Source organism: Pseudomonas sp. s4, assembly GCF_046764235.1.
Lineage (GTDB): Bacteria > Pseudomonadota > Gammaproteobacteria > Pseudomonadales > Pseudomonadaceae > Aquipseudomonas > Aquipseudomonas asiatica.
The window spans coordinates 5205307-5225198 of record NZ_CP177209.1; the positions used below are offsets into that span (position 1 = coordinate 5205307).

Below are 19892 nucleotides of genomic sequence, written 5' to 3' on the forward strand. Positions count from 1 at the left end.
ATCCAGCAATTGCAAATTGCTCTTATTCAAACTCCCTCACCCTGCTAAGCTTGCACGCCGGTTTTTCGCTCACGCCCAGGATTTTCGATGTCCTTGTCGCTGTCCCGACTCTCCCCCCTGCTGCTGGCCTTTGCCCTTGCCGCCTGCGATGACGCCCCGCGTTTCACCCAGGCCGAGCCCGGCGAAGCGTTGTCGGGCGGCAAAGCCACCGTGCAGCGCACTGACCGCAATGCCTATTCCCTGCCCTCGGCCAACCTCTCGCCCGAGCGGCGCCTGGATTTCGCCGTAGGCAACAGTTTCTTCCGCAACCCCTGGGTGATCGCCCCGTCCACTACCACCGCCCGTGACGGCCTGGGGCCGCTGTTCAATACCAATGCCTGCCAGAACTGCCACGTGCGCGACGGCCGCGGCCACCCGCCAGAGCCGGGCGACAGCAACGCCGTATCGATGCTGGTACGCCTGTCGATCCCCGACCAGCCCTACCTGGCCAAGGTGGTCGAACGCCTCGGCGTGGTGCCGGAGCCGGTCTATGGCACCCAGCTGCAGGACATGGCCATCCCCGGCGTGACGCCGGAAGGCAAGGTGCGGGTCAGCTACACCAGCGAAACGGTGTCGTTCGAGGATGGCCACCAGGTCGAGCTGCGCAAGCCGGCCCTGCAGATCACCCAGCTCGGCTATGGCGTGATGCACCCCGACACGCGCTTTTCGGCGCGGGTGGCGCCGCCGATGATCGGCTTGGGCCTGCTCGAAGCCATCCCCGAGGCCGACCTGCTGGCCAACGAGGATCCCGACGACCGCAACCGCGACGGCATCCGCGGCCGGGCCAACCGGGTGTGGGATGACGCCCAGGGCAAAACCGTGGTCGGCCGCTTCGGCTGGAAGGCCGGGCAGCCCAACGTCAACCAGCAGAACGTGCATGCCTTTGCCGGCGACATGGGCCTGACCACCACCCTGCAGCCCAACGATGACTGCACCCAGGCGCAGTCCGACTGCCTGGCCGCGCCCAACGGCGACGGTGCCGATGGCGAAAAGGAGGTCAGCGACAACATCCTGCGCCTGGTTACCTTCTACACGCGCAACCTGGCCGTACCGGCCCGACGCGACGTGGGCTCGCCGCAGGTGCTGGCGGGCAAGAACCTGTTCTACCAGGCCGGCTGCCAGGGCTGCCATACACCGCAGTTCACCACAGCCGCCAATGCCGCCGAGCCGGAGCTGGCCAACCAGTTGATCCGTCCTTACAGCGACCTGCTGTTGCATGACATGGGCCCGGGCCTGGCCGACGAGCGCACCGAATTCGCCGCCAACGGCCAGGACTGGCGCACCCCGCCACTGTGGGGCATCGGCCTGAGCGAAACGGTCAGTGGCCACAGCCAGTTCCTGCACGACGGCCGCGCCCGCAACCTGCTCGAGGCCGTGCTCTGGCACGGTGGCGAGGCCGAGTCGGCACGCAATTTCGTACTCACTTTCAATGCCGAGCAGCGTGCCGCGTTGCTGGCTTTCCTGAACTCACTTTAAAAAGCGCAAAGGAGCCGGGCATGTTCCGACCCAAACTGTTGTTCACCAGCCTCGCCGCACTCGCCCTCGGCGCCTGCTCGCCGCAGGACCCGCAAGCCGTGACCTCCGCTGCCATCGCCAAGCAGGTGATCCTGCCCACCTACAGCCGCTGGGTCGAAGCCGACCGCACGCTGGCCGCCAGCGCCCTGGCCTACTGCGAAGGCAAGGAAACCCTGGACAAGGCCCGTGCCGACTTCCTCAATGCGCAAAAAGCCTGGGCCGAGCTGCAACCGCTGCTGGTCGGCCCGCTGGCCGAAGGCAACCGCGCCTGGCAAGTACAGTTCTGGCCCGACAAGAAGAACCTGGTCGGCCGCCAGGTCGAGCAGCTGGTCAACGCAGACCAGCCGGTCGATGCCGCGGCCTTGGGCAAGGCCAGCGTGGTGGTGCGTGGCCTGTCGGCCTACGAGTACATCCTGTTCGACAGCAAGCCGGACATCGCCACTGCCGAGCAGAAAGCCCGCTACTGCCCGTTGCTGGTGGCCATCGGTGAACACCAGAAAACCCTGGCCGAAGAGATCCTCAAGGGCTGGAACAGCACCGACGGCATGCTCTCGCAGATGACCAAGTTCCCCAACCAGCGCTACGCCGACTCCCACGAGGCCATCGCCGACCTGCTGCGCGCCCAGGTCACCGCCCTGGACAGCCTGAAGAAAAAGCTCGGTGCGCCGATGGGCCGCCAGAGCAAGGGCATTCCGCAGCCACTGCAGGCCGAAGCCTGGCGCAGCCACAGCTCGCTCAAGAGCCTGGAGGCCAGCCTCAAGGCCGCCGAAGCGGTCTGGGTCGGGGTCGACAACCAAGGCCTGCGCGGCTTGCTGTCCAGCGATCAGAAAGCCCTGGCAGACAAGATCGACGTCGCCTACGCTGCCTCGCTCAAACTGCTGGCCGACAACCAGAAAACCTTGGGCGAGCTGCTGGCCGACGACGCTGGCCAGCAAACCCTGAACCAGATCTACGACAGCCTCAACGTCGTCCACCGCCTGCACGAAGGCGAGCTGGCCAAGGCGTTGAACATCCAGCTGGGCTTCAATGCCAACGACGGTGACTGATCATGCTGCGACGCCAGGCCCTCAAACTCGGTAGCGTATTGCTCAGCGCCCTCACCCTGGGCGGCTGGAGCCTGTTCCGCAACAAAGGCAGCGAGCCCCTGCTGCTGTCGGCGCGTGACGACGGCGACGGCAAGCACTATGCGGTCGCGTTCCGCCTGGACGGCACCCAGGTGTTCAGCACCCAGGTCGCCCAACGTTGCCATGCCATCATCCATCACCCGGACCTGCCGATCGCCCTGTTCGTCGCCCGCCGTCCCGGCACCGAAAGCTACCTGGTCGACCTGCGCGACGGGCGCCTGCTGCAAACCGTCACCTCGCAGCCGAACCGGCACTTCTACGGCCACGCGGTCATCCACAAAGGTGGCGAATGGCTGTATGCCACCGAGAACGACACCACCGACCCGGGGCGTGGCGTACTCGGCGTGTACCGCTTCGAAGGCGAGCGCCTGGTGCACAGCGGGGAGATTCCGACCCACGGCATCGGCCCGCACGAAGTGGCCTGGCTGCCGGACGGCGAAACGCTGATCGTGGCCAACGGCGGTATCCGCACCGAAGCCGAAAGCCGGGTGGAGATGAACCTCGACGCCATGGAACCGAGCCTGGTGCTGATGCAGCGCGACGGCACCCTGCTGAGCAAGGAAACCCTGGCCCAGCAGATGAACAGCGTGCGCCACCTGGCGGTGGGCAGCGATGGCACCATCGCCGCCTGCCAGCAGTTCATGGGCGATGCCGATGAAACCGCCGAATTGCTGGCGATCAAGCGCCCTGGCGAGCCGTTCAAGGCCTTCCCGGTACCGGAGCGGCAGTTGCAGGCCATGGCCCAGTACACCGCCAGCGTGGCTATCCACAGCGAGCTGCGGCTGGTCGCGCTGACCGCGCCACGGGCCAACCGCCTGTTTGTCTGGGACCTGGACAGCGGCGCGGTGCGGCTGGATGCGCCAATGCCCGATTGCGCGGGGGTGGGCGCGGTACAGGACGGCTTTGTCGTCACCTCCGGGCAGGGCCGTTGCCGGTTCTATGATTGCCGCAAGGCCGAACTGGTCGGGCAACCGATGAACCTGCCGTCCGGTTTCTGGGACAACCACCTGCATCTCGTCTGATTTTCGGGTTGGCTGTACTGGCCCCTTCGCGGCTAAAGCCGCTCCCACAGGAATAGCGCAACCCGCTGACTGCGCGGCCCCTGCGGGAGCGGCTTTAGCCGCGAAGGGGCCGGCCCAGGCATTCCACTCCCCTTCCCCCAAAAAACAGTCAATACTTCCCCCATCCACACGTGGGCAGGATCGCCCGTTGTCGTGTCTAAGCGAATAACAACCGCATCCAAGGAACCGGACCTATGCTGCGCCGCCGCATGCTCATCATGTTGGCCGTGGTTCTGCTGATCGTGCTGGCCCTGGGGGGCTACAAAGCCTTTTCGATCTACCAGCAGATCCAGATGTTCACTGCCCCCAAGCCGCCCATCACCGTGGCGGCCGCCTTGGCCGAACAGCGCCCGTGGCAAGAGCGCCTGCCCGCCGTCGGCAGCCTCAAGGCGCTACAGGGCGTTGAACTGAGCCTGGAAGTGGAAGGCATCGTCAAGGCCCTGCATTTCGACTCAGGCCAGCAGGTCAAGGCCGGGCAACTGTTGCTGCAACTCAACGACGACCAGGAAACCGCCCTGCTCGGCACCGCCCAGGCCGACCTGGGCCTGGCCAAGGTAGATTTCGGCCGTGGCAGCCAGCTGGTCGGCGACTCGGCCATCTCCCGCGGCGAATTCGACCGCCTCACCGCCCAGTACCGGCGCAATCAGGCGGTGGTCGACCAGCTCAAGGCATCGAAGACCAAGAAGAGCATCAGCGCTCCGTTCAGCGGCACCATCGGCATTCGCCAAGTGGACGTCGGCGACTATCTGGCCGCCGGCACGGTGATCGCCACCCTGCAGGACACATCCAGCCTCTACGTCGACTTCAACGTACCGGAACAGGCCCTGCCACACCTCAGCCTGGGCCAGCAGGTGCTGGTGCAGGTGGCCGCCTACCCGGGCCAGACCTTCCCCGCCAGCCTCAGCGCCATCAACCCCAAGGTCGAGGAAACCACGCGCAACCTGCTGGTGCGCGCAACCATGGCCAACCCGGACAGCAAGCTGCTGCCGGGCATGTTCGCCAGCCTGCTGATCCTGTTACCCAACCCGCAGCCACAAGTGGTGGTGCCTGAAAGCGCCATCACCTACACCCTGTATGGCAACTCGGTGTATGTCGCAACGCCGAAAAAGGACAAGGACGGCAAGCCACTAAACGACGACAAGGGCCAGCCGCAGCTCACCGCCGAGCAGCGCGCGGTGCAGACCGGCGAGCGCCGTGACGGCGTGGTGGTGGTCAGCAAGGGCCTGCAGGCCGGGGAACAGGTGGTCACCGCCGGCCAACTGAAGCTCACCCCCGGCGCCGCGATCCGCATCGGCCAGGACAAAGCCCTCAAGCCCGCACAGGGCACGCCGGGCAAGGACTGACAGGAGGCTGGCATGGCGTTCACCGACCCGTTCATCCGCCGCCCGGTGCTGGCCAGCGTGGTGAGCCTGCTGATCCTGCTGCTGGGCTTCCAGGCCTGGAACAAGCTGCAGATCCGCCAGTATCCGCAAATGGAAAATGCCCTGATCACGGTAACCACCGCCTACCCCGGCGCCAACGCCGAGACCATCCAGGGCTATATCACCCAGCCGCTGCAGCAAAGCCTGGCCAGCGCCGAAGGCATCGACTACATGACCTCGGTGAGCAGACAGAACTTCTCGATCATTTCCATCTACGCCCGCATCGGCGCCGACAGCGACCGGTTGTTCACCGAACTGCTGGCCAAGGCCAACGAAGTGCGCAACAAGCTGCCCCAGGACTCGGAAGACCCGGTACTGAGCAAGGAAGCCGCCGATGCTTCGGCGCTTATGTACATCAGTTTCTACAGCAAAGAGATGAGCAACCCGCAAATCACCGACTACCTGTCGCGGGTGATCCAGCCCAAGCTGGCGACCCTGCCGGGCATGGCCGAAGCGGAAATCCTCGGCAACCAGGTATTCGCCATGCGCATCTGGATCGACCCGGTGAAACTGGCGGGCTATGGCCTGTCTGCCATCGACGTGACCAATGCCGTGCGCCGCTACAACTTCCTTTCCGCGGCCGGCGAGGTGAAGGGTGAATACGTGGTCACCAGCATCAACGCCAGCACCGAGCTGAAGTCGGCCGAGGCGTTCGCCGCCCTGCCGGTCAAGACCAGTGGCGACAGCCGCGTGCTGCTTGGCGATGTGGCGCGGGTCGAGATGGGGGCGGAAAACTACGATACGGTCAGCTCGTTCGACGGCACCCCATCGGTGTACATCGGCATCAAGGCCACACCAGCCGCCAACCCGCTGGACGTCATCAAGGAAGTGCGGCGCATCATGCCCGAGCTGGAAAGCCAGCTGCCCTCGGCGCTGAAGGTATCGATCGCCTATGACGCCACGCTTTTCATCCAGGCCTCCATCGACGAAGTGATCAAGACCCTCGGCGAAGCTGTACTGATCGTCATCGTGGTGGTGTTCCTGTTCCTCGGTGCCCTGCGTTCGGTGCTGATTCCGGTGGTGACCATTCCGCTGTCGATGATCGGCGTGCTGTTCTTCATGCAGATGATGGGCTATTCGCTCAATCTGCTGACCCTGCTGGCAATGGTGCTGGCCATCGGGCTGGTGGTGGACGACGCGATCGTCGTGGTGGAGAACATCCACCGTCACATGGAAGAAGGCAAGTCGCCGTTCGACGCCGCCCTCGAGGGCGCCCGCGAAATCGCCATGCCGGTGGTGTCGATGACCATCACCCTGGCGGCGGTGTATGCACCGATCGGCTTCCTCACCGGGCTGACCGGCGCATTGTTCAAAGAATTTGCCCTGACCCTGGCCGGTGCGGTGATCATATCCGGCATCGTTGCCCTCACCCTGTCACCAATGATGTGCGCGCTGCTGCTGCGTCAGGAACAGAACCCCAGCGGCCTTGCCCACCGCCTGGACGTGCTGTTCGAACGCCTGAAGGTGCGCTACCAGCGCCTGCTGCACACCACCCTCGACAGCCGGCCCGTCGTGCTGGTGTTTGCCGTGATCATTCTGTGCCTGATTCCGGTACTGCTGAAGTTCACCCAGAACGAACTGGCGCCCAACGAAGACCAGGGGGTGATCTTCATGATGAGCAGTTCACCCCAGCCGGCCAACCTTGATTACCTCAACGCCTATACCGACGAATTCACCCCGCTGTTCAAGGCTTTCCCCGAGTATTACTCGTCGTTCCAGATCAACGGTTTCAATGGCGTGCAGACCGGCATCGGCGGCTTCCTGCTCAAACCCTGGAACGAGCGCGAGCGCACGCAGATGGAGCTGCTGCCGCTGGTGCAGAGCAAGCTCGAAGAAATCAGTGGCCTGCAGATCTTCGGCTTCAACCTGCCGTCGCTGCCCGGCACCGGCGAGGGCCTGCCATTCCAGTTCGTGATCAACAGCGCTGGCGACTACCCGGCACTGCTGGATGTGGCCCAGCGCATCAAGGCCCGCGCCCAGGAATCCGGCAAGTTCGCCTTCCTCGACATCGACCTGGCCTTCGACAAGCCCGAGGTGGTGGTGGATATCGACCGGGCCAAGGCGGCGCAGATGGGGGTGTCGATGGACACCTTGGGCAGCACCCTGGCGACCTTGCTGGGCGAGGCGGAAATCAACCGCTTCACCCTCGAAGGCCGCAGCTACAAGGTGATTGCCCAGGTCGAGCGGCCTTACCGCGACAACCCCGGCTGGCTGAACAACTACTACGTGAAGAACGACCAGGGCCAGCTGCTGCCACTATCCACCCTGATCACCCTCACCGACCGCGCCCGCCCGCGCCAGCTCAACCAGTTCCAGCAGCTGAACTCGGCGATCATCCAGGGCGTGCCCATGGTCAGCCTGGGCGAGGCGCTGCAGACCGTACAGGGCCTCGCCCGCGAGGAGGCTCCGGAAGGTTTCGCCTTCGACTATGCCGGCGTGGCGCGCCAGTACGTGCAGGAAGGCAGCGCGCTGTGGGTGACCTTCGGCCTGGCATTGGCGATCATCTTCCTGGTGCTGGCGGCGCAGTTCGAAAGCTTCCGCGACCCACTGGTAATACTGGTGACGGTGCCGTTGTCGATCTGTGGCGCGCTGCTGCCACTGTTCCTTGGCGTATCGAGCATGAATATCTACACCCAGGTCGGGCTGGTGACACTGATTGGGCTGATCAGCAAGCACGGCATCCTGATTGTCGAGTTCGCCAACCAGTTACGTGAGGAGCGCGGCATGAGTGTGCGCGAGGCGATCGAGGAAGCCGCGGCGATTCGGCTGCGGCCGGTGCTGATGACTACGGCAGCGATGGTATTTGGCATGGTACCGCTGATCCTGGCGACTGGTGCGGGGGCGGTCAGCCGCTTTGACATCGGTACGGTGATTGCCACCGGGATGTCGATTGGTACGCTATTTACCCTGTTCGTGTTGCCTTGTATCTACACCCTGCTGGCGCACAAGGCGGTTGCCAGGGAAACATCGGTTGCCTGAAACGGCCTCTTCGCGGGTAAACCCGCGAAGAGGCCGGCAAGGCAGAGGCAAAAATGCCATAGGCCCCGCGATCGCGAGGCCTCTGGCATTCCCACCTACCACCGGGTTCAACCGAACGGCCGCAACCCCTGGCGCATGCCGAACAGGAACAGCAACAGGTCCTGATCCGGCGCGGCCTCGGCCTGTTGCTGCGGTTTCACATCCCGCGGCAACGCGCACTGGTCGGCCAGTTCGGCCTTGCTGAACACCGTCGGCCTCGGCTCCTCCCAGGCAGCCACCGCCACGGTGGTCACCGCCAGGCCAGCTACCAGGAACAAAGCTCGAGCTATTTCTAGTTTCATTGCCCTAACCCTTTGACAGCGCTGCCAAACGCCATCTGGTAAAAATAGAGCAGTGTTTGCCATTCCGCGTCATTCATCGACGAATGGCGGCGCAGCTGGCGCAGGTCATTGCCCGCCGCACGCTGGCAGCTGATGCGCCGACGGCATTTTTCCAGGTCCAGCAGCGCGACTTCGACCCGGGCCTGCTCGCCCTCGCCAATCACCTTGACGAACACATGCTTGCCATACAGGCAACCGTGCTGCCAGTGCCCCAGGTGCATGCGCGCCAGGTTGTCCGCCAGGTCCTTGAGCATGCGCTCATGCACCACCTGCGGGTAACGCTCGCGGGCACCTTCGGCATGCCAGGTATCGAGTTCGACGAAACCGTCGAGTGCTTCGCTCACCAATAGCGCACGCCACTGCTTGTCGGCACCACGTTCGGCGCCACAGAAGACGATGCGCGGTACACGCACCCCCAGTTGCTCGAAGCTGTTCAACGCATCGAGCTCACGCAATACGGTCGGCCGGCCGAAAGGGTGCAGCAGGCTACGGTAGATATGCCCGACCTGGCGCTTGGCATACAGCAGCTTGCCATTGCCATCGTCGAGGCGTTGCACACCGCTCTCGCCACCACGGCGCTGGTTAGGCTCCTCGACCCACTCGCCCTGCTGGCGCCAGTAAAAATCGAACCGCGACTCCCCGCTCTGGGCTACAGCCATCAAACACTACCCCTTACGCAATACATATACCCGCCACATGGCATAGAACGGCAGGAAATCGAGGCGTTCCTGGATTCTGAAGCCGGCGGCTCGGAATTCTTCTTCGACCGTATCGGCCGGTAACACAAAACGGTTCTGGTAGTTGTCCTGGTCGCCCTTCCTGGACCTGCGGCGCTGTTCCAGTTTTTTCCGGCGCCAGGCCTTGAAATTACCATCCACCCACAATGACAGGATCACACTATCACGGCTAACCCGTTGAAACTCCGAAAGAATGGTCTTTCTGTGCGCCGCTTCGCCGATGTGGTGGAACAAGCGCATGCAGAAGATGCTGTCCACCGAATTGTCCGGCAAGTCGATGGCAAATGCCGAAGTCTGCAAAGGGCGTACCCGTGCCACCACCTCTGGCGCTTGCGCGGTACAGGCTGTCTCGATCATCGCTTCTGAGTTGTCGGCGCCGATGATCACCCGGTTGGGCTTTTCTGCCAGCAACGGCCAGAAGCGGCCAGCACCGCATGGCAGGTCGAGGACCAGCCCAGGCTCACCAGCCAATGCCAAGGCACGACGCGCCAGTTGCTCATCACGCTTGTGGGAAAGGCGTCGCGCCAGGCCATCCTGGTGCTTGAGAAAGTACTCGCGGGCATGTTCTTTGTCGTACTTCTCGGAAAATTCAAGCTTGATGGGGCTACGCATTGGGCATCTCCTGACTCCATTCCGCCCACATTAGGTAAGCAAGCGTATGAATCAGGTCATGCTGGTGTGAAAAATATGTTGAGCGCCGAATGACCTGTTACCACAGATTACTCGACCAAAGCCTCCGGATCGCCCTTGGCCGCGGTATTGCTCAGGTCGACCACGAAACGGCAGCCGTGGGGCAAGGTTGATGTGAGGGTGACATGCCAACCTTGGTCATCGCAGATGCGCTGTACCAACGACAGGCCCAGGCCCAGGCCCTCACCGCGCCGCTCATCGCCGCGCACGAACGGCCGGAACATCGCCTCGCGCTGTTCCTCCGGGATACCCACGCCACTGTCCTCCACGCTGAAGCCGTTGGCTTCCAGGCTCAGGCGGATGTAGCCGCTGTCGGTGTAGTGCGCGGCATTACGCAGCAGGTTGCCCATTACCGACTGCAGGAAGGTGGCGTTGTACAGTACCGGGCTGGCACTGACGCGGCCATCGTAATACAAGGCCAGGCCCTTCTGCTCGATGGTGTCGCGCCAAACCCCGACCAGTTCGTCAGCCACCTCCCGCAGGGTGGCCCGCGATGCCACCGCACCCTCGTCGCGCTGTGCCCGGGCCAGCATCAGGAAGGTCTTGACCAGCTCGCGCATTTCTTCCGTGGCCCGCGCCACACGCTCCACCTGGCTGCGCGAGCGGGCGTCCAGCGTCGGGTTTTCCATCAGCAGCTCACACGAGGTGGCCAGCACCATCAAGGGTGTGCGCAATTCATGGCTGACGTCGCTGGTGAACAACCGTTCGCGGGTCAGGGCATCGCGCAGGCGGCCCAGGGTATCGTCGAAGGCTACCGCCAGCTGGCCGACTTCGTCCGCGGCATAGTCCGGTGCCAGCGGCGGGGCCAGCCCCAGCAACTGGTCACGGTGGCGTACCTGGCGCGCCAGGCGGATCACCGGCGCCATCACCCGGCGCGCCACCAGCCAGCCGAGGATCACCGCCAGTACCAGGCTGAGCACGAAGCCCACCACCACCACAGCGAACAGCAAGCGCTCGCGCTCTTCGAAGTCGCTCTGGTCCTGCAACAGCACATAGCGACGGCCATCAACGATCTCGACCATGGCGTGGTACGACAGTTGATCGCGGAATACCTCGTGGAAGCCGCGGTCAAGGTGGCGCAGGTCCTTGGGAAGTTCGAAGTCGTCGCGCCCGCCGCTGAAATAGAACAGTTGGTCGGGGCGGGGGCGGTGGCTCCAGTCGCTGACGCTGTCCATGCGCAGCAAGCGCTGCAAGTCACCGCCCAGCACCGAGGAAATCAGCCGCTCTTCGACCAGGTGCACGGTGCCGACGATGCCAAAGGCGAAGGCCCCGGCCACCAGCGCGCTCATCAGGGCAAAGGCGATGATGATGCGCTGGGCAAGGCTTTGCTTAAACTCCATCACGGCCCTCGGCGAGGCGATAGCCGACGCCATGGACGGTATGCAGCAGCGGTTTTTCAAACGGCTTGTCGATCACCTGGCGCAGCTGGTGCACGTGGCTGCGCAGGCTGTCGCTGTCAGGGCAATCATCTCCCCACAGGGCTTCTTCCAGCACTTCGCGACGCAATACGTGCGGGCTTTTCTGCATCAGCACCGCCAACAGCTTGAGGCCGACCGGGTTGAGCTTGAGCAAGCGGCCCTGGCGGGTGACCTCGAGGGTGTCCAGGTCATAACTGAGGTCGGCCACCTGCAAGGTGCGGCGCCCACCGCCCTGGGCCCGGCGCAGCACCGCTTCGATGCGGGCGGCCAGCTCCGACAGGGCGAAGGGCTTGAGCAGGTAGTCGTCGGCACCGGAGCGGAAGCCTTGCAGGCGGTCGTCCAATTGGTCGCGGGCGGTGAGCATGATCACCGGCGTGTCGCGGCGGGCGTCTTCGCGCAGGCGCTTGCACAGGGTGTAGCCGTCGATGCCCGGCAACATGATGTCGAGCACGATCAGGTCGTAGTGCTCGGTGGCAGCCAGGTGCAGGCCGGACAGGCCATCCTGGGCACAGTCGACGGTATAGCCTTTCATGCCCAGGTAATCGGCCAGGTTGGCCAGGATATCGCGGTTGTCTTCAACCAAAAGAATGCGCATCGGTTTCTCCTGTGCGGCGCTTCTCGCTGTGGTGCGCGGCAGGCGCAGCTTAAGGCCTATGCCTGCAGGGTGCCAGCCCCAGGGAAAATTCAGCGCACTTGACGGTTTTTTCACTGATCCTTCACGGACACAGGATAGCGGGCGGCCGACAATGCCCGATCTTTTTCGCGCCCTGGAGCCGCCATGCAGCAACCAAATCGCCCCCGCCCGATCAATTTCTGGCTTTATCTGGGGCTACCCCTGGCGACCGCAATCGGCCTGATTCTGCTGGAACTGACCTCGGTCGACATGGACATTGCCAACCTGTTCTTCGACCCTGCTGCCGGGCAGTTCATCGGCCGCCACAGCTATTTGCTGGAGAACATCCTGCATGACAGGGTCAAGCAGGGGGTGATCCTGCTGGGAGTGATGTCGCTGGTGACCTTTGCTGCCAGCTTCTTCTGGAAGCGCCTGTTCGGCTGGCGCCGTGAGCTGGGCTGCCTGGTGCTGGCACTGGGCCTGTCCACGGCGTTTGTCACACCGTTGAAGAAAGTGACCCAGGTGCAATGCCCGTGGAGCCTGACTCAGTTTGGCGGGAAGGAAACCTACAGCAAGCTGCTGGAGCCGCGGCCGGCAACCGACAAGCCCGGGCTGTGCTGGCCGGGCGGGCATGCCGCCACCGGGTTCTGCCTGTTCGGGCTGTTTTTCATGTTGCGTGATCGCAAGCCAAGGCTGGCGCGAGTGGCGTTGACGGTGGCCTTCGTCGCCGGGTCGGTGCTGTCGCTGGGGCGGATGATGCAGGGAGCGCATTTCCTGTCGCACAACGTGTGGACGGCGGTGTTCTGCTGGTTGATCGGCTTGGGGTCGTATTACCTGGTTCTGTATCGGCGGGGAATGGCTGAGGTGCCTGCTGCCGAGCGTAGCGTTGCCTGACCCAGGGGCCGCTTTGCGGCCCTTTCGCCGGCAAGCCAGCTCCCACAGGTACAGCGCAAGTCCCAGTGTTGGCGCAATCCTGTAGGAGCGGCCTTGTGTCGCGATGGGCTGCAAAGCAGCCCCAATGGCCCTCACAGGAAAACAAAAAAGCCCCGGTTCTCGCGAACCGGGGCTTTTCATGGTGCAGGGGGTAAGGCTGGCTTACATCATGCCGCCCATGCCACCCATGCCGCCCATGTCAGGCATGCCAGCAGCTGGCTTGTCTTCTGGCAGGTCAGCGACCATGGCTTCGGTGGTGATCATCAGACCGCCGATCGAAGCAGCAGCTTGCAGCGCCGAGCGGGTGACTTTGGCTGGGTCCAGGATACCCATCTCGATCATGTCGCCGTATTCGCCGGTAGCAGCGTTGTAACCGAAGTTACCCGAACCTTGCTTGACCTTGTCAGCGACAACGCTTGGCTCGTCGCCGGCGTTGGCAGTGATCTGGCGCAGCGGCGCTTCAACAGCGCGACGCAGCAGGGCGATACCGACGTTCTGGTCTTCGTTGTCGCCTTTGAGGTTGGCAATGGCAGCCAGGGAGCGAACCAGGGCTACACCACCGCCAGGTACCACGCCTTCTTCAACGGCTGCACGGGTTGCGTGCAGGGCGTCTTCAACGCGGGCTTTCTTCTCTTTCATTTCAACTTCGGTGCCGGCACCGACCTTGATCACGGCAACACCGCCAGCCAGTTTGGCCAGACGCTCTTGCAGCTTCTCACGGTCGTAGTCCGAGGAAGTCTCTTCGATCTGGGCACGGATCTGCTTGACGCGTGCTTCGATCTCGCTGTCGGCGCCAGCGCCGTCGATGATGGTGGTGTTTTCCTTGGACAGGATGACGCGCTTGGCGTTACCCAGGTGCTCCAGGGTAGCAGTTTCCAGCGACAGGCCGATTTCTTCGGAGATGACCTGGCCGCCAGTCAGGACGGCGATGTCCTGCAGCATGGCCTTGCGGCGGTCGCCGAAGCCCGGAGCCTTGACCGCAGCAACCTTGACGATGCCGCGCATGTTGTTGACTACCAGGGTAGCCAGGGCTTCACCTTCAACGTCTTCGGCAACGATCAGCAGTGGGCGGCCGGCCTTGGCAACGGCTTCCAGAACTGGCAGCAGCTCACGGATGTTGGAGATCTTCTTGTCGACCAGCAGCAGCAGCGGGCCTTCCAGCTCGGCAACCATGGTGTCCGGCTTGTTGACGAAGTACGGGGACAGGTAGCCGCGGTCGAACTGCATGCCTTCAACGACCGACAGTTCGTTTTCCAGGCCCGAGCCTTCTTCAACGGTGATCACGCCTTCTTTACCGACTTTTTCCATGGCTTCGGCGATGATTTCACCGATGGAGTTGTCGGAGTTGGCGGAGATGGTACCTACCTGGGCGATGGCCTTGGAGTCGGCGCATGGCTTGGACAGGTTCTTCAGCTCGGCGACGACGGCAGCGGTGGCCTTGTCGATGCCGCGCTTCAGGTCCATCGGGTTCATGCCGGCAGCGACGGCTTTCAGGCCTTCGTTGACGATGGCCTGAGCCAGGACGGTAGCGGTGGTGGTGCCGTCACCGGCAGCGTCGTTGGCCTTGGAAGCAACTTCCTTGACCAGTTGGGCGCCCATGTTCTCGAAGGCGTCTTTCAGCTCGATTTCCTTGGCGACGGAAACGCCGTCCTTGGTGATGGTCGGAGCGCCGAAGCTCTTGGCCAGCACCACGTTACGGCCTTTCGGGCCCAGGGTCGCTTTTACCGCGTCAGCCAGAACGTTGACACCAACCAGCATTTTCTTACGAGCGGAATCGCCGAATTTTACGTCTTTAGCAGCCATGATCGTTTAATCCTTGGAATTCTTTGGAGTAACGGGAAGTCGGGGAAATCAGCCTTCGATAACGGCGAGGATTTCGTTCTCGGCCATGACCAGCAGGTCTTCGCCATCGACTTTCACGGTGTTGCTGCCCGAGTAAGGGCCGAAAACCACTTTGTCACCCACTTTCACGGCCAGTGCGCGAACTTCGCCGTTGTCCAGGATGCGACCGGTGCCGACGGCGACGACTTCGCCGCGGTTTGGTTTTTCAGCGGCCGAACCCGGCAGGACGATACCGCCAGCGGTTTTCGATTCTTCTTCGCTGCGACGGATAACGACGCGGTCATGCAGAGGACGAAGCTTCATTGTCGATCTCTCCCAAATTGTGGTTTTCATCGGCCGGTGTCGACACCGGCGGGTTGTTGCTGTCCGGCGTTGCCGGGGTGGCCCGCAATGGGCGAACCACCTGAGTTATGCCTGGTGTTGCCACCAGAAACCTTGCGGTGACCACTACATGAGGCCGCCATATTCAATTACAAGGCTTGCTTCAGAAAATTTTTCATTAGCGCCTTGGCCCCGCAAAAAGCTGGGGCCGCAAAGCGGCCCCCGGTTATTACTTGTCGCGGCGCTCGTACTCGCCTTCGATCACATTCGGCCTATGCCCGCCATCACTCGGCCGGGCCTGGAACGGGTCGTCCTGGAAGGCGCGCTGTCGCATGGCCTGGGCCTCGGCACGCTCGCGCATCTTGCGCGCGGCCAGGTGACGGGTGAATGGCAGCAGGCAGAGCAAGCCCAGCACGTCGCTGATGAAACCTGGCAGCAACAGCAGGCCACCACCAACGGCCAGCATCATGCCCTGAAACATGTCCTCGGCGGGCAGTTCGCCACGCTGCAGGCTTTCACGGGCGCGCAGTGCGGTTGCCAGCCCGGCCACGCGCATCACCAGCACACCCAGGGCGGAGCCGGCGATGATCAGCAGCAGTGCTGGGAAGAAACCGATGGCGGCACTGACCTTCACGAAGACGAACAGCTCCAGCACGGGAAACAGGAGAAACAGCAGTAGAAAAGCACGCATCAAAGCATTCCTCGTCGGAAGAGAACCTTCCTGTAAGACCAACAGATGGATGCGTGCGCTCGGGTTTTCAACCCTCGACTTCCGTCGCAACCGGCCACTGGTCGGCGCGAGCCAGCAAAACCAGGGCTTCGCGGACTTGTGTCGGCGTGTTGCAAGTACTTGGGAAGGGCAACCAGTGCACCGCCTGGCCGATACGCAGGTGCATGCCTTCGCTGTCTACCCCGACCATCTGCGCTGGCGCATGGCTTGGCAGCTCGGTCAGTTGCACATAGTGGGCGATGGCGTTGGCGTGGTCGCTGTTCATATGCTCGACCATGCTTGCCTCGGCTTTACCGGCGAACGGGTTGGCCAGAGTTACCTGGTCAAGCCAGTGGATCGCGCCGAAGCCGCCGATGTAGCGGTGGCGCACCGGCTGCAGCACCCAGAAGTCGAAGTCGTGGGCCTTGTGGTAGTTGGCCGCGTCCGGGAAATAGCGGTAGTAACGCTCTGCGGCAGCCTCGATGGCGGCCTCCTCCACCAGCTTGTGCGCCTCGGCCATCACCGTCAGGCGCCCCACGGCCTGCACGTCCTCGGCTTCGCGCTCACCTACCAGCAGCGAGCACTTGGGATCCTTCTGCAGGTTGTGCGTGTGCTGGGCGATGCGGCTGATGAGGATCAACGGGTTGCCCTGGGCGTCCAGGCAGTACGGCACGACCGAGCCGAAGGGGTAGCCGGGCATCGACTTGGAATGGGTCGAGAGCACGCCGCGGTATTCCTTGAGCAGCAGCTCCCGGGCGGGACGGATGGCATTGGTACTCACTTGGGGGCGGCTCCTGATATCGGGCTGGATGGGACAAGATAAGCATTATCAGATCCAGTGCCAATGGGGCTGCTTTGCAGCCCATCGCGACACAAGGCCGCTCCTACAAGGGATCGCGTACATCCTGTGTCGCGATGGGCCGCAAAGATTTACCAGGTAACGCCGAAGCCTGCGGTATAGCGGGTCTTGTCCAGGTCACTCTCACGGGTACCGGTGATGATGTCCTTCTCCGCCTTGAGGTTGAGCGAGGCCCATTCAGTGACCTTGTAGCGCAGGCCAACCTCGGCATCCAGCGCATAGTCGGCCACGCCACCCAGCGGCTTGGCGAACTCGCCGTTGGTGAACAGCTGCACGTTCTTGCCAATCAGGTAGCGGGTGTAGTCCCACTTCACCGCCGCAGAATAGAAGTTGTCCTTGGCGCCATCCTGGTATTCAAAGTCGGTGCGGTTGATCAGCGACCCCAGCGAAAACGCGCCCAGTTCGTTGTCCCAGAACTGGTAACCCGGGCCGGTACCCACGGTGCGCTGGCGAGCAAGGTCTTCGATGCGGTCGCGCTTGTACTCCATGCGCCCTTGCCAGAACCACTTCTCGGTGAGGAAGCGGTCCAGGGCATACTCGGCACTCCAGTTGTCTGTGGTGGTGACGTCGTCCTTGGTCTCGCGGTTGTATTCGCCTTCGGCATTGTGCCGCCAGCGGCCATGGCGGGCGCTGGTCTTGAAGCCGACGTCGTAGTCGTCGGTGTCGTTCTCGGCGCGCTTGTAGTCCAGCGCCACGTCGACGTTGCCCTTCCACACGAAATCCTCGACCAGGGGCTTGGGCTTCATGATCTGCTCAATGCTGGCCAGCTCCACGGTCTTTGGCGCCTCGCCATTGGCCAAGGTCACCTTGCCGGGCTCGGCGGCCTTCAGCGCCTTGGCGCGCTCACCGCTGTAGGCGTCCTGCTTGACCAGCATCTCCTGGTCGCTCTCCAGGGTCTGGACCTCTTTCCAGTCCAGGGCGATGGAACCGCCATAGGGGGTTTCCAGCAGCAGCTTGCCGCCGTCGAAGACTTTGATCTTGCCGCTGAGACGGTCACCGTTCTTCATCCATACGGTGTCGGCGAACACCGGGGAGGCGCATAGGGAAGCAGCAAGCAGGCACAACAAGGATCTAGAATACATAAGCGGGCTATGATTTTCGGACTACAGGTTCGATTTGGCGAAAAAAGCCGGGCATTATCCGGATAACGACGACCAGAGCAAGAAAAGACCGGGAGCATGCCGTTGAGTTCAACTCTCATTTGCCAGACCGCCGGTCCGGTTTCATCTGCAGCCCAGAGGGGGCCTGATGTCTGACGGATATGAGCACGCCCTCGACTCCGCCGAGGGCCGACGGACGGTGCTGTATTCGGTACTTGGCCAAGTTCCGGCCGGCAAGGTGGTCAGCTATGGCCAACTGGCCGAACTGGCAGGGCTTGGGCGGGCGGCACGCTGGGTCGGACGTACCCTCGGGCAACTGCCCGCGGACACTCGCCTGCCCTGGCACCGGGTGCTCGGCGCAGGCGGCCGCCTGAGCCTGGCACTGGGTACCCCGTCTGGGGATGAACAACGGGCGCGCCTGCGTGCGGAGGGTGTAAATGTAACCAACAATCGTGTGGATATGACGCGCCATGGCTGGCGCCCGATGGAGCACAGCGGTTAGAGTGCGCGCTTTGTTTTCGCAAACTTGAGGCAGATGTTGGCCCATGCCCCGTAAAACCTGGCGCGCTGCGCTTGCTGCCTATGCCAGCCCGTCAACCTTGGTACTTTTGCTGCTCGGCTTCGCCGCCGGTCTGCCCTATATGCTGGTGTTCTCCACCCTTTCGGTGTGGTTGCGCGAAGCTGGCGTGGCCCGCGAGACCATTGGTTACGCCAGCCTGATCGGCCTGGCGTACGCCTTCAAGTGGGTGTGGTCGCCACTGCTCGACCAATGGCGCCTGCCGCTGCTCGGCAGCCTGGGGCGCCGGCGTTCGTGGTTGCTGCTGTCGCAAGCGCTGGTGGTGATCGGGCTGGTCGGCATGAGCCTGTGCGACCCGCAGCAGCATCTGTCTTGGCTGATCGCCCTGGCGGTGTTGGTGGCCTTCGCTTCGGCCACCCAGGACATCGCGGTCGATGCCTACCGCCTGGAAATCGCCGACGACCAGCGCCAGGCTGCACTCGCCGCCAGCTATATGGCCGGCTACCGCGTGGCGGCCCTGCTGGCCACGGCTGGTGCCCTGTTCTTCGCCGAGTGGTTCGGCTCCACTGGCTTCAGCTACCTGCACAAGGCCTGGGCCGGCACCTACGTCATGTTCGCGGTGATGATGCTGCCCGCCGTGTTCACCACCCTGATCATGCGCGAACCGCCCGTACCCATGCGTACCCAGCTGTCGGCAGCGCGCTATGGGCTGGTGCACCAGCTGGCCTCGGTGTTCGTGCTGATAATCTTGCTGGTATCGGTACCGGCCAGCTTCACCCAGATGTTCAATACCGGCTGGTCCAGCGTCATCTCCGGTGATGCAACGCCACTGGACCTGCTGCTGGAAGACCGCGCCTTCCTGCGCCTGATCCTCTATGTGCTGCTGACATGGGCGTGCCTGTCGAGCCTGGGCCGTCGCGGCCTCGCGCCGGTCCTGACCCCGGTCAACGACTTCATCGCCCGCTACCGCTGGCAGGCCCTGCTGTTGCTCGGCCTGATCGCCACCTATCGCATGTCGGACACGGTAATGGGCGTGATGGCCAACGTGTTCTACATCGACATGGGCTTCACCAAGGACCAGATCGCCAGCGTCAGCAAGATCTTCGGCCTGATCATGACCCTGGTCGGCGCCGGTGTTGGCGGCCTGCTGATCGTGCGCTTCGGCATCATGCCGATCCTGTTCATCGGCGGTGCGGCCTCCGCGGGCACCAACATTCTGTTCCTGATGCTGGCCGACATGGGCCCGAACTTGCAAATGCTGGTGGTGACCATCTCGCTGGACAACTTCAGCTCCGGCCTGGCCACCTCGGCCTTCGTTGCCTACCTGTCGAGCCTGACCAACCTGAAGTTCTCGGCTACCCAGTACGCGTTGCTCAGCTCGATCATGCTGCTGTTGCCAAGGCTGATCGGGGGTTATTCGGGGGTCATGGTGGAGAAATTCGGTTACCACGACTTCTTCCTGATCACTGCCCTCCTTGGCGTGCCGACCCTGATCCTGATTGCCCTGCAGTGGCGCCAGGAGGCCGGGCCGGGCAAACCGGTTGCAGAGGAAGGTTCGGCGGCCGAGCGGCCCTGACAGTTTTGTATTGCCTGTACCGGCCTCTTCGCAGCACAAGGCTGCTCCTACAGATACA

Annotated in this window: 18 protein-coding genes; 8 read left to right on the forward strand and 10 right to left on the reverse strand. The window is 63.1% G+C overall.

Annotated elements, in window-relative coordinates; translation table 11 throughout:
* Positions 1–87: 87 nt before the first annotated feature.
* From ACK56M_RS24145 to ACK56M_RS24165, 5 genes are all read left to right on the forward strand, one after another.
* Positions 88–1515: a di-heme oxidoredictase family protein gene (locus ACK56M_RS24145; protein ID WP_015271686.1), complete on the forward strand. Its 1428-nt coding sequence runs from the start codon at positions 88–90 to the stop codon at positions 1513–1515.
* Between the two features lie 20 nt (positions 1516–1535).
* Positions 1536–2600 (forward strand): imelysin family protein, encoded by a 1065-nt coding sequence (locus ACK56M_RS24150; RefSeq protein WP_015271687.1) that lies wholly within the window; start codon positions 1536–1538, stop codon positions 2598–2600.
* A gap of 2 nt (positions 2601–2602) precedes the next feature.
* Positions 2603–3700: a DUF1513 domain-containing protein gene (locus tag ACK56M_RS24155; protein WP_015271688.1), complete on the forward strand. Its 1098-nt coding sequence runs from the start codon at positions 2603–2605 to the stop codon at positions 3698–3700.
* A 233-nt stretch (positions 3701–3933) separates the two neighbouring features.
* Entirely contained in the window at positions 3934–5082 is a 1149-nt protein-coding gene (locus ACK56M_RS24160) for an efflux RND transporter periplasmic adaptor subunit (RefSeq protein ID WP_015271689.1), read from the forward strand.
* 12 nt (positions 5083–5094) lie between these two features.
* Positions 5095–8139, forward strand: a complete 3045-nt coding sequence (locus ACK56M_RS24165; protein WP_015271690.1) for a multidrug efflux RND transporter permease subunit — start codon at positions 5095–5097, stop codon at positions 8137–8139.
* A 107-nt stretch (positions 8140–8246) separates the two neighbouring features.
* Here the strand turns inward: ACK56M_RS24165 and ACK56M_RS24170 are convergent, their stop codons facing one another.
* The 5 genes from ACK56M_RS24170 to colR form a co-directional block, all read right to left on the reverse strand.
* Positions 8247–8480: a hypothetical protein gene (locus ACK56M_RS24170; RefSeq protein WP_025340525.1), complete on the reverse strand. Its 234-nt coding sequence runs from the start codon at positions 8478–8480 to the stop codon at positions 8247–8249.
* Positions 8477–9178 carry a lipopolysaccharide kinase InaA family protein gene (locus ACK56M_RS24175; RefSeq protein ID WP_013974087.1) on the reverse strand — a complete coding sequence of 234 codons (702 nt, stop codon included), beginning with the start codon at positions 9176–9178 and terminating at the stop codon, positions 8477–8479. The genes ACK56M_RS24170 and ACK56M_RS24175 overlap by 4 nt, the downstream gene beginning before the upstream one ends.
* 6 nt (positions 9179–9184) lie before the next feature.
* Positions 9185–9868, reverse strand: a complete 684-nt coding sequence (locus tag ACK56M_RS24180) for a class I SAM-dependent methyltransferase (protein ID WP_013974088.1) — start codon at positions 9866–9868, stop codon at positions 9185–9187.
* Between the two features lie 107 nt (positions 9869–9975).
* Entirely contained in the window at positions 9976–11286 is a 1311-nt protein-coding gene (locus ACK56M_RS24185) for a sensor histidine kinase (protein WP_015271692.1), read from the reverse strand.
* A complete protein-coding gene (gene colR, locus ACK56M_RS24190; protein WP_003255215.1) occupies positions 11276–11959 on the reverse strand; it encodes a two-component system response regulator ColR in 684 nt (227 codons plus the stop codon). The genes ACK56M_RS24185 and colR overlap by 11 nt, the downstream gene beginning before the upstream one ends.
* A gap of 183 nt (positions 11960–12142) precedes the next feature.
* Here colR and ACK56M_RS24195 point away from each other — a divergent pair, with 183 nt between their 5' ends.
* Positions 12143–12871: a phosphatase PAP2 family protein gene (locus tag ACK56M_RS24195; protein ID WP_015271693.1), complete on the forward strand. Its 729-nt coding sequence runs from the start codon at positions 12143–12145 to the stop codon at positions 12869–12871.
* 201 nt (positions 12872–13072) lie between these two features.
* Here the strand turns inward: ACK56M_RS24195 and groL are convergent, their stop codons facing one another.
* The 5 genes from groL to ACK56M_RS24220 all read right to left on the reverse strand — a co-directional run bounded on the left by groL (position 13073) and on the right by ACK56M_RS24220 (position 17723).
* Entirely contained in the window at positions 13073–14713 is a 1641-nt protein-coding gene (gene groL / locus ACK56M_RS24200) for a chaperonin GroEL (RefSeq protein ID WP_411959106.1), read from the reverse strand.
* 48 nt (positions 14714–14761) lie between these two features.
* A complete protein-coding gene (locus tag ACK56M_RS24205) occupies positions 14762–15055 on the reverse strand; it encodes a co-chaperone GroES (protein ID WP_003260750.1) in 294 nt (97 codons plus the stop codon).
* Between the two features lie 247 nt (positions 15056–15302).
* The gene (locus ACK56M_RS24210) at positions 15303–15764 is read right to left on the reverse strand and encodes an FxsA family protein (protein ID WP_015271694.1); all 462 of its coding nucleotides are present in this window, start codon (positions 15762–15764) and stop codon (positions 15303–15305) included.
* 67 nt (positions 15765–15831) lie between these two features.
* Positions 15832–16563 carry a HugZ family protein gene (locus ACK56M_RS24215; RefSeq protein WP_015271695.1) on the reverse strand — a complete coding sequence of 244 codons (732 nt, stop codon included), beginning with the start codon at positions 16561–16563 and terminating at the stop codon, positions 15832–15834.
* A gap of 149 nt (positions 16564–16712) precedes the next feature.
* On the reverse strand, positions 16713–17723 hold the full coding sequence (locus ACK56M_RS24220) for a DUF481 domain-containing protein (protein ID WP_043935899.1): 1011 nt from the start codon (positions 17721–17723) through the stop codon (positions 16713–16715).
* Positions 17724–17889: 166 nt separating this feature from the next.
* Here ACK56M_RS24220 and ACK56M_RS24225 point away from each other — a divergent pair, with 166 nt between their 5' ends.
* Together ACK56M_RS24225 and ACK56M_RS24230 are read left to right on the forward strand one after the other, a co-directional pair.
* Positions 17890–18243 carry an MGMT family protein gene (locus ACK56M_RS24225; RefSeq protein ID WP_003260756.1) on the forward strand — a complete coding sequence of 118 codons (354 nt, stop codon included), beginning with the start codon at positions 17890–17892 and terminating at the stop codon, positions 18241–18243.
* 43 nt (positions 18244–18286) lie between these two features.
* Complete coding sequence (locus ACK56M_RS24230; protein ID WP_013974096.1) at positions 18287–19834, forward strand: AmpG family muropeptide MFS transporter; 1548 nt, start codon at positions 18287–18289, stop codon at positions 19832–19834.
* Positions 19835–19892 lie beyond the last annotated feature (58 nt).

Bases quoted from the DNA above. Each gene is read 5' to 3' on its own strand.
- ACK56M_RS24230 (WP_013974096.1), top strand. From the start codon at position 18,287: ATGCCCCGTAAAACCTGGCGCGCTGCGCTTGCTGCCTATGCCAGCCCG.
- ACK56M_RS24175 (WP_013974087.1), bottom strand. From the start codon at position 9,178: ATGGCTGTAGCCCAGAGCGGGGAGTCGCGGTTCGATTTTTACTGGCGC.
- ACK56M_RS24205 (WP_003260750.1), bottom strand. From the start codon at position 15,055: ATGAAGCTTCGTCCTCTGCATGACCGCGTCGTTATCCGTCGCAGCGAA.
- ACK56M_RS24170 (WP_025340525.1), bottom strand. From the start codon at position 8,480: ATGAAACTAGAAATAGCTCGAGCTTTGTTCCTGGTAGCTGGCCTGGCG.
- ACK56M_RS24145 (WP_015271686.1), top strand. From the start codon at position 88: ATGTCCTTGTCGCTGTCCCGACTCTCCCCCCTGCTGCTGGCCTTTGCC.
- groL (WP_411959106.1), bottom strand. From the start codon at position 14,713: ATGGCTGCTAAAGACGTAAAATTCGGCGATTCCGCTCGTAAGAAAATG.
- colR (WP_003255215.1), bottom strand. From the start codon at position 11,959: ATGCGCATTCTTTTGGTTGAAGACAACCGCGATATCCTGGCCAACCTG.
- ACK56M_RS24160 (WP_015271689.1), top strand. From the start codon at position 3,934: ATGCTGCGCCGCCGCATGCTCATCATGTTGGCCGTGGTTCTGCTGATC.
- ACK56M_RS24220 (WP_043935899.1), bottom strand. From the start codon at position 17,723: ATGTATTCTAGATCCTTGTTGTGCCTGCTTGCTGCTTCCCTATGCGCC.
- ACK56M_RS24150 (WP_015271687.1), top strand. From the start codon at position 1,536: ATGTTCCGACCCAAACTGTTGTTCACCAGCCTCGCCGCACTCGCCCTC.
- ACK56M_RS24210 (WP_015271694.1), bottom strand. From the start codon at position 15,764: ATGCGTGCTTTTCTACTGCTGTTTCTCCTGTTTCCCGTGCTGGAGCTG.
- ACK56M_RS24185 (WP_015271692.1), bottom strand. From the start codon at position 11,286: ATGGAGTTTAAGCAAAGCCTTGCCCAGCGCATCATCATCGCCTTTGCC.
- ACK56M_RS24225 (WP_003260756.1), top strand. From the start codon at position 17,890: ATGTCTGACGGATATGAGCACGCCCTCGACTCCGCCGAGGGCCGACGG.
- ACK56M_RS24180 (WP_013974088.1), bottom strand. From the start codon at position 9,868: ATGCGTAGCCCCATCAAGCTTGAATTTTCCGAGAAGTACGACAAAGAA.
- ACK56M_RS24155 (WP_015271688.1), top strand. From the start codon at position 2,603: ATGCTGCGACGCCAGGCCCTCAAACTCGGTAGCGTATTGCTCAGCGCC.
- ACK56M_RS24195 (WP_015271693.1), top strand. From the start codon at position 12,143: ATGCAGCAACCAAATCGCCCCCGCCCGATCAATTTCTGGCTTTATCTG.
- ACK56M_RS24165 (WP_015271690.1), top strand. From the start codon at position 5,095: ATGGCGTTCACCGACCCGTTCATCCGCCGCCCGGTGCTGGCCAGCGTG.